Raw genomic sequence first — 12,469 nt, 5'->3', positions numbered from 1 at the left:
AATCGCGCCCTCCGTGGCGCGGTTCGGTCGGGGTTACGGGTTGAGACGACGGCGCGTGCGGCCGGAGCTGAGGTAATCCGCGATGTAATCCTGCGAAATTTCGCCGCTGTAGCGACCTTCCTCATCGACAATCGGCATCCATACCGTGTTGTGTTCATACAGCTTCGACAGCACCACGCGCAGGTTCTCCTCCGCTTTGCCGGTGACCTTAAAGGTGTGCAGCATCTCCTCGCAGCGGCCAGTGGCGCCGCGCGCTTCACGACGTTTGACAAAGCCCAGCGGTTTGCCATCTTCGTCGACCACCGTGACCGAACGCATGTCGTTGTCGTCCATGGTCGCGAACGCCTCCTGCAGCGGGGTACTGCGCTGCACGGTGATGGTCGGCTGCTGATCGGTGACGTCGCCCGCCTGCACCAGTAGCAGACGCTTCAGCGTACGGTCCTGACCGACGAACGAGCCGACAAATTCGTTGGCCGGCTGCGCCAGCAGTTCGTCCGGGCTGGCACACTGCACGATTTTGCCCTGGCCAAATACCGCGATGCGGTCACCGAGCTTCAGCGCCTCATCAATATCGTGGCTCACCAGCATCACGGTTTTCTTCAGCTGGCGCTGCATATCGAGGAACTCGTTCTGAATCACCTCGCGGTTGATCGGGTCGACGGCACCGAACGGTTCATCCATCAGCAGTACCGGTGGATCCGCCGCCAGCGCGCGGATCACGCCGATGCGCTGCTGCTGGCCGCCCGACATCTCACGCGGGTAGCGATGCAGAAACTTCGTCGGGTCAAGCGCCACCATGCTCATCAGCTCCGTCGCCCGTTCCCGGCAGCGTTTTTTGTCCCAGCCCAGCATGCGCGGCACCACGGTAATGTTCTCTTCAATGGTCATGTTCGGGAACAGACCAATCTGCTGAATCACATAGCCGATATTGCGGCGCAGCGTGACGGTATCCTGGCCGCTGGTGTCTTCGCCATTAATTAAAATCCGCCCGCTGCTGGCGGGGATCAGACGGTTAATCATCTTCAGCGTGGTGGTTTTGCCGCAGCCGGACGGGCCCAGCAGCACACACATCTCCCCGGCAGGCACTTCCAGGCTGACGTTGTCGACGGCATTGAACGTGGTGCCGTTTTTTTGCGTAAAGGTTTTCGTCAGGTTTTCCAGTTTTATCATTATCGAATCCCCTTAGGAGTCAGCGCCGACTGCAGACGGTGCAGCAGCCAGTCAAGAATAATCGCCAGTAAACAGATCATCAGTGCGCCGGCTATCAGCATACGCACATCGCTGCCGCTGATGCCGTCCAGCAGTTGCAGGCCCAGGCCGCCGGCACCGATCACCGCCGCAATCGCCATCACGCCGACGTTCATCACCACGGCGGTACGGATACCGCCAAAAATCACCGGCAGCGCCATCGGAATTTCCACCCAGCGCAGGCGCTGCCAGAAGGTCATGCCGATACCGCGACCGGCTTCGCGCAGCCCGGGCGGCAGATTTTCCAGCGCGGTATGGGTATTACGCACAATCGGCAGCAGTGAATAGAGGAACACCGCGGTAATTGCCGGCAGGGCGCCAATTCCCTGACCGATCAGTGAAAAGAGCGGAATCATCAGGCCAAACAGCGCAATGGTAGGGATGGTCAGCACGATGGTGGCGATGCCCAGCACCGGTGTTGCCAGCCATTTGAAGCGGACAATCAGAATGCCCAGCGGCACGCCGACGAGGATGGCAAAACCTACCGCCAGCAGCACCAGCCAGGTGTGCTGCCAGGTCAGCGCCAGCAGCGTGTTCCAGTTATCCATGATGTAATGCAGGGTATCCATTGCGCCTCCTTACAGCATGTTTTTGGATTTGAGGAAATCACGCGCCACCTGCTGCGGCGACTGGTGATCGATATCGACGCGCTTGTTCATCTCGGTGATGGCTTCATCGGTGATCAGCGGCGACAGCGCATTCAGCGCGGCCTCGAGGCCGGGGTGGCTTTCCAGCACATCCTGACGCACTACTGGCGTGACGTTGTAACTTGGGAAGAAGTGCTTATCATCCTCCAGTGCTTTCAAATCAAAGCCTTTTACCCGGCCATCGGTGGTGTAGATCAGTCCGGCGTCGACAAAGCCGTCGCGCACCGCGTTATACACCAGGCCGGGGTCCATCTGACGTATCTGCGGGCGATCCAGTGGCATGTTGTAGGCTTTCTGCAGCGGTTTCAGACCATCCGAGCGGCCGGCAAACTCCAGATCGAGACCGAGTTTCCAGTTGTGATCCGGATCGGTGTTGCGTACCTGTTCCAGCTTCGCCACCAGCTGCGACATGGTGCTGATGCCTTCGGCGTCAGCGCGCTGGCGCTGCATGGCAAACGCGTAGGTGTTGTTCATCGGGGCAGGATCGAGCCACACCAGTCCCAGCTTCGCGTCCAGCTGTTTAACGGTTTTGTACGCCTCTTCAGACGACATCGGCTTGTTGATATGGTTAAAAATAATCAGCGAGGTGCCGGTATATTCCCACGTCATATCAATCTGCTTGTTGATCATCGCGTTGCGCCCGATGGTGGTGGCGATATTGGTTTTCGGGATGACCTGAAAACCTTTCTTTTGCAGCCACATCACCGTCATCGCAGACAAAATATGCTGCTCGGTAAAGCTTTTGGTCGCCATCACGATGGGCGCGGCGGCGAGGGCGCCGTGACTGAGAGTTAAGGTGGCGGTCAGGGCCAGCGCGGTGCGTTTGACCCAGCGCGCCAGCAGATTAGCAGTGGCCATGATTATATGCTCCGGGTTAAGCCGCAGAGTGCGGGCTGAGGACGCGTCCCAATGCTGCCAGCAGCATGTCGAGGATCAGGGCAAACAGGGCGGTGGCCACTGCGCCGAGGATCAGCGTCGGGAAGTCGTTGAGATAAATACCGGGGAAAATCAGCTCACCGTAGCTGCTGGCACCAATTAAAAAGGCCAGCGGCGCGGTGCCGACGTTAATCGCAGTCGCGATGCGCACCCCGGCGAGGATCACCGGCAGCGCATTCGGCAGTTCAACCCGGCGCAGCCGCTGCAGTTTGGTCATGCCGATACCGTTGGCGGCTTCAATCAGCGACGGCGGCACCGCGCTCAGACCGGCATAGGTGTTGCGCACAATCGGCAGCAGCGAGGCAAGGAACAAGGCGATCAGCGCCGGGCGATCGCCAATGCCGACAATCACCATCGCCAGCGCCAGCACGGCCAGCGGCGGCAGCGTGTTACCGACGTTGAAGATTTGCATCACATATTCAGCCCAGCGACGGGCGAAGGGACGGCTGAGCAAAATCCCGCTCGGGATGCCAACCAGTAAAGCGCATAACATCGACCAGAACACTAAGTACAGGTGTTGCTGCCCAAGGTAAAGTAAATCCACCTTGCGGTCGCGCAGCGTATCCAGCCCTAATCCCCACACCAGCAGGGCTATCACCACCACGATGGCGAGCAGTGCCAGCCCGGCACGTCGGGCGAGCGATGCATTGTGCATAGCGTGCGTCTCCCTGATTGAAAAAATCGATTGATTTTATGACGTTATTTTCAGCGTGCCGGCGTTATGCGGTGCAATACACAGACGAAAATCCAGCACGCTGTCAAATTGCAGTTAAAATGACTGTTTCCCGGCTTTTTCATAGTGAAAAACCAGAAACTGCCTTTAGAGCTATAGCAACGCTTGATGATCATTGCCAGTTTTCACGGCAAAATCAGGTAGATACAAAAGCAGTAAAACTAAGCGAAACCCGCATGAAATAAGGTGTCGCTCGACAATAAAAAATTTTCATCAAGATAGGTGACGTTGTCACAAACAGGCGCACGCAGAGGAAACTGAGTCGGCGAAATTTCGACTAGCCTTGTAAGAAAAAGGGAGACGTATGACTGAAAGCGCACAATTACAAACGGAACATCGCCACTGGATTCTGATTGCCTGCATGCTGGCGATGTTTATGGCTGCCATTGAGGTCACCATTGTGGCCACGGCCATGCCAACCATCATTGCCGATCTTGGCGGTTTCGCGCAGTTTGGCTGGGTATTTTCTATTTATCTGCTGACGCAGGCGGTAAGCGTCCCGTTGTATGGCCGACTGGCGGATATCTGGGGCCGCAAACGATTATTTTTCATCGGCGTAACGCTGTTTTTGCTGGGCTCGGTGCTGTGCGGTTTTGCCCATAGCATGACGTGGCTGATTGTGTTTCGTGCCTTTCAGGGCCTGGGGGCCGGGGCGATCATGCCGCTGACCACCACCATCGTGGCGGACATTTACTCGCCGCGCGAGCGCGCCAGCGTGCAGGGCTGGCTCTCCAGCGTCTGGGGCGTCGCGGCCGTCATCGGTCCGCTGAGCGGTGCCTGGCTGGTTCAGCACTTTAACTGGTCGGTGATTTTCTGGGTAAACGTGCCGATTGGTCTGCTCTCCATGCTGCTGCTGGCGCGTTTTCTGCCGGCGCGCGAACAGCATCAGGGCGCAACGCTGAATCTGACCGGCAGCTGCTGGTTGATGATCAGCGTCACCGCACTGCTGGTGGCGCTGTTACAGGCGGAAGCGCTGGGTTTCTGGCTGGTGCCGTTCCTGGCGCTGGCGCTGCTGGCCGGCTGGCGGCTGAAACATCACGAGCAGCGCGCCGATGCGCCGCTGTTTCCGCTGGCGCTGTGGCGCAGCCGCCTGATTGTGGCCGGTAATGCCGGGAACCTGATTATCGGGGCCACCATGATGGGCATCAGCGCGTTTCTGCCGACGTGGATTCAGGGCATTACTGGCGGCACGCCGCTGCAGGCGGGCAGCGCGCTGGCGATGATGTCAATTGGCTGGCCGCTGGCCAGTACGCTCAGCGGGCGCCTGATGCTGATCACCTCGTATCGTTTTACCGCGCAGCTCGGCGCGTTTTTACTGATTGCCGGCAGCGCGCTGTTACTGCTGCTGCGCGCCGACAGCAGCATCATGCAGGCCGGGCTGACGGCGTTTGTTATTGGCACCGGGATGGGCATGACCAGCACCACCTTTCTGGTTTCGGTACAAAATCATGCGCACTATGAAATTCGCGGCATCTGCACCGCCTCAATCATGTTCAGCCGCATGCTGGGATCGGCCATCGGCACGGCGATAATGGGCGCGGTACTCAATCTTAACCTGTCGCTGCGGCTGCCACAGGCCAGCGATCCGATGCAGAAAATTATGGCACCGGAGAGCCGTCAGGCGCTGCCGCAGGAGCAGTTACACTTCTGGACCGGGCAGATTGCCAGTTCGCTGCACTGGGTATTTGTGGTGGCATTGCTGATTGCGCTGCTGACGTTGTGGATTGCGTGGCTGATGCCGCGTCAGCGGCCGGAGGCGGAATAAAGCAGGGCGGCCGACCAGCCGCCCGAAGAGATTACTGTGCGGGAGCATCCTGCGAGCTGCCCGCGCTGTCCGGCACGCTGCTGTCCGCATCGCGACCGTTTTTCTTGTAAACGATTTTCTGCGTGTCGTTTTCACAGTGGCCAACAACCTGACCGCCTGCCTGATCAACCTGATCGTTCGGCACGATATCCAGCGTAAAATCCGATTCCGCCACGCCATTGTTGATGATCTTTTTGCTGATGTCGGCGCGCACGCTTTCGCAGGACGCCTGCACCGCCAGCGGTAACGCCAGCGCCATTAGCAACACAACTGCATTACGTTTTTTCATCACTCACTCCTTGTTGCGTCATTCCCGTAAAAACTATAGCAGCTGGCGCGCGTTACGGCGCCAGCGGACGGCCGGTGCGGCGATCGAGGCAGCGCAGGGTGTTCGGTTCCCAGTACGCATTAACGTTGTAGCTTTTTTCGCAGGCGTCGCGGGTATCAAAGGCCCGGTCTGCCTTGTCGAACTCTTTCTCCACGCGGGTATTTACCTTGTTACGCAGGTTGCGCGTATCGTTCCACTGCTCTTTGCTCTGACGCGCCGCCTCGTTGCTGGCCGCGTTGTTGCCATCTTCAATAATCAGGCGATCCGTCTTAGCGACAGCCAGCGGCGCAGTCAGCAATACGCTGGCGGTCAGCGTGGTAGCCAGCAGGGCGGAAAACAGTTTTTTCATCGTCATTTCCTTTCGTTAACTCCAGCACAGCGCGCAGGGCGGCTGTCACAACACTGTCTGCCAGTATATCATCGCTGCTTCTTTGCTCACCAGCGGTGAGCGGTTTGTTTAACGATCAGAGAGACTTTGTATGCTGCTGAAAACCGCGCTGCTGTTTTTTATCACTGCGATTGCCGAGATCACCGGCTGTTTTCTGCCGTGGCTGTGGCTGAAGCGTGGTATGAGCGCCTGGCTATTGTTACCGGCCGCAGCCAGTCTGGCGCTGTTTGTCTGGCTGCTGACCCTGCATCCGGCAGCCAGCGGCAGGGTGTATGCGGCTTATGGCGGCGTGTATGTGTTAACGGCGCTGATCTGGCTGCGGCTGGTCGATGGCGTCAAACTGAGTGCGTGGGATTGGGGCGGTGCGCTGGTGGCGTTCAGCGGCATGCTGATTATCGTTATCGGCTGGGGCAAGGCCTGAACCGGGCGCGCGTGGCGACCCGACGGGCCGCCACGCGCAGCTTGCTTATCCTTTAAACACTTTCAGTCCGGCGGTGGTTTGCGTCACCGGCATGATTTCCAGCGTGTTGATGTTGACGTGCTTCGGCAGCGTGGTCACCCAATAGACCGCTTCCGTCACGTCTTCCGCCGTCAGCGCGGTGGTGCCTTCATACACCGCATCCGCGCGGCCATCGTCACCTTTGAAGCGCACGTTCGAAAACTCGGTGCCGCCCACCAGGCCAGGCTCGATATCGGTGACGCGCAGCGCGGTGCCGTGCAGGTCGGTGCGCAGGTTGAGGCTGAACTGGCGCACAAACGCCTTGGTTGCCCCGTACACGTTGCCGCCGGCGTACGGCCAGCTGCCGGCAATCGAGCCAATGTTGACGATGTGACCGACGTTGCGCTCTACCATGGCAGGCAGCACGGCGCGCGTCATATACACCAGCCCTTTGTTGTTGGTGTCGATCATATTTTCCCAGTCTTCAACGCTGGCTTTATGCGCCGGTTCGACGCCCAGCGCCAGCCCGGCATTGTTCACCAGCACATCGATATCACGCCATTCGGCGGGCAGGGCGGCGATGGCTTCTTCGATAGCCGCGCGGTTACGCACATCCAGCTGCACGGTGTACAGGTTGTCGCCCAGTTCCTGTTTTAATTCCTGCAAACGCTCAGCACGGCGTCCGCTGGCGATCACTTTGTGACCTGTAGCAATGAAGCGGCGGGTGATACTTTGACCAAAACCGGCGGTCGCACCGGTAACAAAAATAATCATCTCACTGTTCCTTATACGATTTCAGGTTCTCTGCCACACCTTAGCATTAACCCCGCAGCGGCGCTCATGAAAAGCGTGAGCGGCGTGTTGCAGAATCTTTCCTGCACGTTTGCGGTGCAGCCCTGCACCATGAGCGTGCCCGATCAGGCACCTTTTCCCGGCGTAAAACGCCAGCGCAATGCGCAAGGGCAATACCACGAACAGGCAATCGGTTACGCATACGATTGCCTGCAATTTTTGCGACGATAATCGCGTTGAAATTGGGTATTTATCTGAATTTAAAGTGATTGTTGGGTGGACTTGCCTGGCATGCGGTTTGCAATATCTTTGCTATATCTATCTGAAACCTGCATTACACCCTGAAGGAAGCGTCATGTCTGACTCTGTTGTAACCCGCCTGCGCGCCAGTTTTTTTGATTTCCCCGCGCTGGCTGACAAGCCCGATGGCCTCGCCGACCAGGCACGCTACCTCGAAGACGGTCTGCTGACGCTGCGCGACGGCAAAGTGGTGAGTCTGGAGCGCTGGCAGCCGGCACATCAACACCTGGAATCAACGCAGGTGATCGATCTGCGCGGCAAGCTGATCCTGCCGGGTTTTGTGGATACCCATATTCACTATCCGCAGACCGAAATGATCGGCGCGTTCGGTGAACAGCTGCTGGAGTGGCTCAATCAGTACACTTTTCCGGTTGAGAGCCAGTACCACTGTGCGGCGCACGCGGCGCGCATGTCAGCGTTTTTCCTGCAACAGCTGCTGGCCAACGGCACCACGACTGCGCTGGTGTTTGGTACGGTGCATCCGCAATCGGTAGACGCGCTGTTCAGCGCCGCCGAACAGCTGGAGATGCGGCTGATTGCCGGCAAGGTAATGATGGATCGCCACGCACCGCCGGAACTGACCGAAACGCCGGCGCAAAGTTATCAGCAGACGCGTGAGCTGATTCAGCGCTGGCACCAGCGCGGGCGTCTCGGTTATGCGCTGACGCCGCGCTTTGCGCCGACCTCATCGCCGCAGCTGCTGGAAAAAGTGCAGCAGCTGAAAAACGAGTTTCCCGACACCTGGCTGCATACCCATCTCAGCGAAAATCAGCAGGAGATCGCCTGGGTAAAAACGCTGTTTCCCGCCCATGATGGCTATCTTGATGTGTATCACCAGCATCAGCTCACCGGCAAACGCAGCGTATTTGCCCACTGCCTGCATCTGGAGGATCGCGAATGGCAGTGCCTGCACGACACCGACTCGGCGATGGCCTTCTGTCCGACCTCCAACCTGTTCCTTGGCAGCGGGCTGTTTAATCTTAAACGCCGCTGGCAGCAGCGCGTGCGCATGGGCATGGGCACCGATGTCGGCGCCGGCACCACCTTCAATATGCTGCAGACGCTGGGTGAAGCCTATAAGGTGGGGCAGCTGCAGCAGTACAAACTCAGCGCCGCAGAAGCGATTTACCACGCCACGCTGGGCGGCGCCCATGCGCTGGATCTTGATGACAAAATCGGCAACTTCAACCCCGGTAAAGAGGCGGATTTTGTGGTGATCGATCCTGCCGTATCACCGCTGCAGCAGCTGCGCATGGCCAACAGCGACGATATCCATCAGCGTTTGTTTGTCCTGATGACGCTGGGTGATGATCGTAACATCGCGCAAACCTGGGTCAACGGTAAGTGCGTGTGGCAGCGGGAAAGCCATACGCACGCGCAAGGTTGTTGCCAGGCGACGAAACTGCCAGGATAAAAGCATCCCGCCGCAGGTGGCTGCGGCGTTGCTGATTATCAGGAGCGATAATGACTTCACGTGCCAATCCGTTTTTTAACGTCAGCCCGTTGCCGTACCATGCACCGCCGTTTGATCTGATCGACGAAGCGCATTTCCTGCCAGCGCTGGAAGCCGGGATCGCCGAAAAGCGCCAGGAAGTGGCGGCCATTGCTAGCAACCCCGAGCCGGCAACCTTTGCTAATACCTATGAAGCGCTGGAGCGCAGCGGTAGCCTGCTAAACCGGGTGTACCCCGTTTTTGCCGCGATGACCTCAGCCAATACCAGCGAGCGGCTCCAGCAGGTTGATGAGTCGATCACCCCGCAGCTGACGGCGCTCAATGACGAAATCTACCTTAACCCGGCGCTGTTTGCGCGGCTCGACAGCGTCTATCAGCAGCGCGGTTCGCAGTGCCCGGATGCCGAAGCGATGCGTCTGGTGGAAGTCACCTGGCAGCGCTTTCAGCTGGCCGGCGCCAGCCTGAGTGAGAGCGATAAAGCGCAACTGCGCGCCTGTAATCAGGAGCTGGCCAGTCTGGGCACGCGTTTCGGTAACCGGCTGCTGGCGGCAACTAACGCCGCCGCTTATACCGTCAGCAGCGCGGCGGCGCTGGACGGCCTGTCGCCGGCGGCGCTGGCACAGGCGAAGGACGCCGCCGGGGCGCGCGGGCTGCACGATGCATGGCTAATCCCTCTGCAAAATACCACCCAGCAGCCGGTGCTGCAGTCGCTGACGGTGCGCGCCACGCGCGAAGCGCTGTTTCAGCAGGCGCTGACGCGCAGCGAGCAGGGTGACGACAACGACACGCGCGCCATCGTCTCGCGTATGGCGCAACTGCGTGCGCAGCAGGCCAGTCTGCTGGGCTTCGACAGCTTCGCAGCATGGAGCCTGCAGGATCAGATGGCGAAAACGCCGGAAGCCGCCCAGTCCTTTATGCGCAACATCGTGCCCGCCGCGACGGCGCGCGCCGGGCGTGAAGCGGCGGATATTCAGCAGCTGATCGCCGATCAAAACCACAGCTTCCCGCTGCGCGCCTGGGACTGGAATTACTACGCTGAGCAGGTACGCACCGCGCAATACGCGCTGGACGAAGGGCAAATCCGCCCCTATTTTGAGCTCAACACTGTACTGGAAAAGGGCGTGTTCTGGTGTGCCAGCCAGCTGTATGGCATTCGATTTGAACAGCGCCACGATCTGCCGGTCTACCATCCGGACGTCAACGTTTATGAGATTTTCGATGCCGACGGTGCACCGTTAGCGCTGTTCTACACCGATTTCTTCACGCGGGATAACAAGAGCGGTGGCGCATGGATGGGCAATTTCGTCGACCAGTCGACGCTGCTGGAAGGCCGGCCGGTGATTTACAACGTCTGCAATTACAGCAAGCCGCAGCCCGGTCAGCCGGCACTGCTCAGCTGGGATGAGGTGATCACGCTGTTCCATGAGTTTGGCCACACGCTGCACGGCCTGTTCGCCACCCAGCGCTATGCCAGCCTGTCCGGCACCGCCACACCGCGTGATTTTGTCGAGTTTCCGTCGCAAATCAACGAACACTGGGCCAGTCAGGATCAGGTGTTTGCCCACTATGCGCGCCATTATCAGACCGGTGAAGCGATGCCCGCCGCGCTGCGCGACAAAATGGTGCGCGCCGCGAAATTCAACAAAGGCTATGACATGACCGAACTGCTGGCGGCGGCGCTGCTTGATTTGCAGTGGCACTCGCTGTCGCCGCACGATAAACCGCAGGATGTCAGCCATTTTGAGCAGCAGGCGCTGGCGGCGGAGAATATCGCCCTGAGTGCCGTGCCGCCGCGCTATCGCTCCAGCTACTTCCGTCATATCTGGGGTGGCGGCTATGCGGCCGGGTATTACGCCTATATCTGGACGCAGATGCTGGCCGACGATGGTTATCAGGCGTTTGTCGAGCGGGGCGGTCTGACGCGCGAAAATGGCCAGCGCTTCCGTGAGCAGATTCTGTCGCGCGGTAACAGCAGCGATCTGCAGCATCTGTGGCTGGCCTGGCGCGGTAAAGCGCCGGACATCGGGCCGATGCTGAAACACCGCGGCCTCGACGAGGCGTAACGCGCCGTAACCGAAGGGCCAGCCAGCGGTGCAGCTGGCTGGCCTGCACGCTTATCCCAGCGGACCACCTTCAATGGTGTCACACATGCCGGCCAGCACGCGCTCGCCGGTTTCCTCTTTCAGTCCGGCATACCATTCCGCGGTGACCGCCGCATCTTTGGCGTGGGTGACATCACAACGCTTGCGCGCTTTCAGCACCAAATCACGGGTGCGCGCCACGCGCCGCGCCTCATAGCGCAGCAGGCCATCCTCAATGCCCAGCGAATGTGCAGTCAGGGTTTGCGCCAGTACCACCGCATCTTCCATGGCCGCACAGCCGCCCTGACCGATATCCGGCGTGGTGCTGTGTGCCGCATCCCCGAGCAGCGCCACGCGCCCTCTGACAAAGCGACTGAAGGGTTCGATATCATGAATCTCCACGCGATTGGTGGTTTGTGCGTCAATGCTGGCGATCAGCCGCTGGACCGGTTCGGCCCAGCCGGCAAAATAGCCGCGCAGATCGTCTTTCACCGTTGCGCGATCCTGCGCCAGCCCTTTCGGCAGCGGGACATCAAAGAAAAAGTAGAAGCGGTTACCGCTCACCGGCATCAGCGAGACGCGCTTGCCCTCGCCGACAAACGTGGTCCACTGATCGGCGGGCGCGATGCTCTCATCGATGGTGACCAGGCCATTCCAGTTAACGTAGCCTGCGTAGCGGCGCTCGACGTGTTCGCCCAGCACGTGATGGCGAATCACCGAGTGGGTGCCGTCGGCGGCCACCATAAAATCCCCTTCAGCCTGGCTGCCGTCATCAAACCAGGCGGTCACGCCGCTGGCATGCTGTTCCACCCGCACAACGCGTTTGCCAAAGCGGATGCGTTCGCGGCCGTAGCTGTCGATCAGCAGCGCCTGTAACTCTGCGCGTGCGACCGGATAAGGATACTCGCCGACCTGCTGCACCAGCGGTGACAAACTGAAGCGGGTCAGGGTGCTGCCGCTGTGGCCATCGTTGTAAGCCATAAACGCCATATTGCCGCCGAGCGCGCGCAGCTGTGCCTTGAGACCCAGCGCATTGAGGCACTTCACGCCGTTAGGCCAGATAGAGATGGCCGCGCCGACCGGTTTCATCTCTTTCACCGCTTCATACACTGCGGTGCTGTAACCCGCTTTTTCCAGCGCCAGCGCCGCGCTCATGCCGCCGATGCCCGCTCCAATCACAATCGCTTTCATTACCGTCTCCTTTACTGTGCACCCTAAGTCCTGCAACTTTTGTACCATTTTGCAGGGTCAGGGTGACAGTGGGTTAAGGTGTTGAAAATAATGATTTATATTCTGGCAGGGTCAGGCGCTGCTTCAGTA

General features: G+C 59.2%; 14 protein-coding genes. 6 read left to right on the top strand and 8 right to left on the bottom strand.

Translation table 11 applies throughout. The features are described 5' to 3' along the window. Nucleotides 1–33: 33 nt before the first annotated feature. The 4 genes from osmV to K7H94_RS09570 are packed head-to-tail and all read right to left on the bottom strand — an operon-like array spanning nt 34 to nt 3,486. Nucleotides 34–1,170: an osmoprotectant ABC transporter ATP-binding protein OsmV gene (gene osmV / locus K7H94_RS09585; protein ID WP_021506074.1), complete on the bottom strand. Its 1,137-nt coding sequence runs from the start codon at nt 1,168–1,170 to the stop codon at nt 34–36. After that, nucleotides 1,170–1,817 carry an osmoprotectant ABC transporter permease OsmW gene (gene osmW, locus K7H94_RS09580; protein ID WP_150058090.1) on the bottom strand — a complete coding sequence of 216 codons (648 nt, stop codon included), beginning with the start codon at nt 1,815–1,817 and terminating at the stop codon, nt 1,170–1,172. The genes osmV and osmW overlap by 1 nt, the downstream gene beginning before the upstream one ends. 9 nt (nt 1,818–1,826) lie before the next feature. Continuing rightward, on the bottom strand, nt 1,827–2,753 hold the full coding sequence (locus tag K7H94_RS09575) for a glycine betaine ABC transporter substrate-binding protein (protein WP_420874716.1): 927 nt from the start codon (nt 2,751–2,753) through the stop codon (nt 1,827–1,829). Nucleotides 2,754–2,769: 16 nt separating this feature from the next. Next, nucleotides 2,770–3,486, bottom strand: coding sequence for an ABC transporter permease (locus K7H94_RS09570; RefSeq protein ID WP_021506071.1), 717 nt, complete (start codon nt 3,484–3,486; stop codon nt 2,770–2,772). Nucleotides 3,487–3,503: 17 nt separating this feature from the next. Here K7H94_RS09570 and K7H94_RS09565 point away from each other — a divergent pair, with 17 nt between their 5' ends. Then, nucleotides 3,504–3,749 (top strand): hypothetical protein, encoded by a 246-nt coding sequence (locus K7H94_RS09565; RefSeq protein WP_222950950.1) that lies wholly within the window; start codon nt 3,504–3,506, stop codon nt 3,747–3,749. 119 nt (nt 3,750–3,868) lie between these two features. Beyond that, nucleotides 3,869–5,329 (top strand): MDR family MFS transporter, encoded by a 1,461-nt coding sequence (locus K7H94_RS09560; protein WP_058769781.1) that lies wholly within the window; start codon nt 3,869–3,871, stop codon nt 5,327–5,329. A gap of 31 nt (nt 5,330–5,360) precedes the next feature. Here the strand turns inward: K7H94_RS09560 and K7H94_RS09555 are convergent, their stop codons facing one another. After that, complete coding sequence (locus K7H94_RS09555; RefSeq protein WP_058769782.1) at nt 5,361–5,657, bottom strand: DUF1161 domain-containing protein; 297 nt, start codon at nt 5,655–5,657, stop codon at nt 5,361–5,363. 52 nt (nt 5,658–5,709) lie between these two features. Next, on the bottom strand, nt 5,710–6,045 hold the full coding sequence (locus tag K7H94_RS09550) for a DUF1283 family protein (protein WP_010618460.1): 336 nt from the start codon (nt 6,043–6,045) through the stop codon (nt 5,710–5,712). A gap of 133 nt (nt 6,046–6,178) precedes the next feature. On the opposite strand from K7H94_RS09550, the gene K7H94_RS09545 reads away from it, so the two are divergent. Continuing rightward, a complete protein-coding gene (locus tag K7H94_RS09545; protein WP_222952041.1) occupies nt 6,179–6,505 on the top strand; it encodes a YnfA family protein in 327 nt (108 codons plus the stop codon). Nucleotides 6,506–6,550: 45 nt separating this feature from the next. Here K7H94_RS09545 and ydfG read toward each other — a convergent pair whose 3' ends face one another. Continuing rightward, nucleotides 6,551–7,297, bottom strand: a complete 747-nt coding sequence (gene ydfG, locus K7H94_RS09540; RefSeq protein WP_010618462.1) for a bifunctional NADP-dependent 3-hydroxy acid dehydrogenase/3-hydroxypropionate dehydrogenase YdfG — start codon at nt 7,295–7,297, stop codon at nt 6,551–6,553. 66 nt (nt 7,298–7,363) lie between these two features. Here ydfG and K7H94_RS09535 point away from each other — a divergent pair, with 66 nt between their 5' ends. The 3 genes from K7H94_RS09535 (at nt 7,364) to dcp (ending at nt 11,131) form a co-directional block, all read left to right on the top strand. Then, nucleotides 7,364–7,546, top strand: a complete 183-nt coding sequence (locus K7H94_RS09535) for a hypothetical protein (RefSeq protein WP_132462541.1) — start codon at nt 7,364–7,366, stop codon at nt 7,544–7,546. 124 nt (nt 7,547–7,670) lie between these two features. Continuing rightward, nucleotides 7,671–9,029 (top strand): guanine deaminase, encoded by a 1,359-nt coding sequence (gene guaD, locus K7H94_RS09530; RefSeq protein ID WP_222950949.1) that lies wholly within the window; start codon nt 7,671–7,673, stop codon nt 9,027–9,029. Between the two features lie 50 nt (nt 9,030–9,079). Continuing rightward, the gene (gene dcp, locus K7H94_RS09525) at nt 9,080–11,131 is read left to right on the top strand and encodes a peptidyl-dipeptidase Dcp (protein ID WP_222950948.1); all 2,052 of its coding nucleotides are present in this window, start codon (nt 9,080–9,082) and stop codon (nt 11,129–11,131) included. Nucleotides 11,132–11,182: 51 nt separating this feature from the next. Here dcp and hpxO read toward each other — a convergent pair whose 3' ends face one another. Next, nucleotides 11,183–12,340: an FAD-dependent urate hydroxylase HpxO gene (gene hpxO, locus K7H94_RS09520; protein ID WP_215800112.1), complete on the bottom strand. Its 1,158-nt coding sequence runs from the start codon at nt 12,338–12,340 to the stop codon at nt 11,183–11,185. Between the last annotated feature and the right edge of the window lie 129 nt (nt 12,341–12,469).

The sequence above is a fragment of the Pantoea dispersa genome (assembly GCF_019890955.1).
Classification (GTDB): domain Bacteria; phylum Pseudomonadota; class Gammaproteobacteria; order Enterobacterales; family Enterobacteriaceae; genus Pantoea; species Pantoea dispersa.
Note: the sequence above shows the minus strand (reverse complement) of the source record. Positions and strands in the feature narration are given on the sequence as shown.

Coding starts and splice junctions, on each gene's coding strand:
- osmV (WP_021506074.1), bottom strand. CDS start 1,170: ATGATAAAACTGGAAAACCTGACGAAAACCTTTACGCAAAAAAACGGC.
- osmW (WP_150058090.1), bottom strand. CDS start 1,817: ATGGATACCCTGCATTACATCATGGATAACTGGAACACGCTGCTGGCG.
- K7H94_RS09575 (WP_420874716.1), bottom strand. CDS start 2,753: ATGGCCACTGCTAATCTGCTGGCGCGCTGGGTCAAACGCACCGCGCTG.
- K7H94_RS09570 (WP_021506071.1), bottom strand. CDS start 3,486: ATGCACAATGCATCGCTCGCCCGACGTGCCGGGCTGGCACTGCTCGCC.
- K7H94_RS09560 (WP_058769781.1), top strand. CDS start 3,869: ATGACTGAAAGCGCACAATTACAAACGGAACATCGCCACTGGATTCTG.
- K7H94_RS09555 (WP_058769782.1), bottom strand. CDS start 5,657: ATGAAAAAACGTAATGCAGTTGTGTTGCTAATGGCGCTGGCGTTACCG.
- K7H94_RS09550 (WP_010618460.1), bottom strand. CDS start 6,045: ATGAAAAAACTGTTTTCCGCCCTGCTGGCTACCACGCTGACCGCCAGC.
- ydfG (WP_010618462.1), bottom strand. CDS start 7,297: ATGATTATTTTTGTTACCGGTGCGACCGCCGGTTTTGGTCAAAGTATC.
- K7H94_RS09535 (WP_132462541.1), top strand. CDS start 7,364: ATGAAAAGCGTGAGCGGCGTGTTGCAGAATCTTTCCTGCACGTTTGCG.
- guaD (WP_222950949.1), top strand. CDS start 7,671: ATGTCTGACTCTGTTGTAACCCGCCTGCGCGCCAGTTTTTTTGATTTC.
- dcp (WP_222950948.1), top strand. CDS start 9,080: ATGACTTCACGTGCCAATCCGTTTTTTAACGTCAGCCCGTTGCCGTAC.
- hpxO (WP_215800112.1), bottom strand. CDS start 12,340: ATGAAAGCGATTGTGATTGGAGCGGGCATCGGCGGCATGAGCGCGGCG.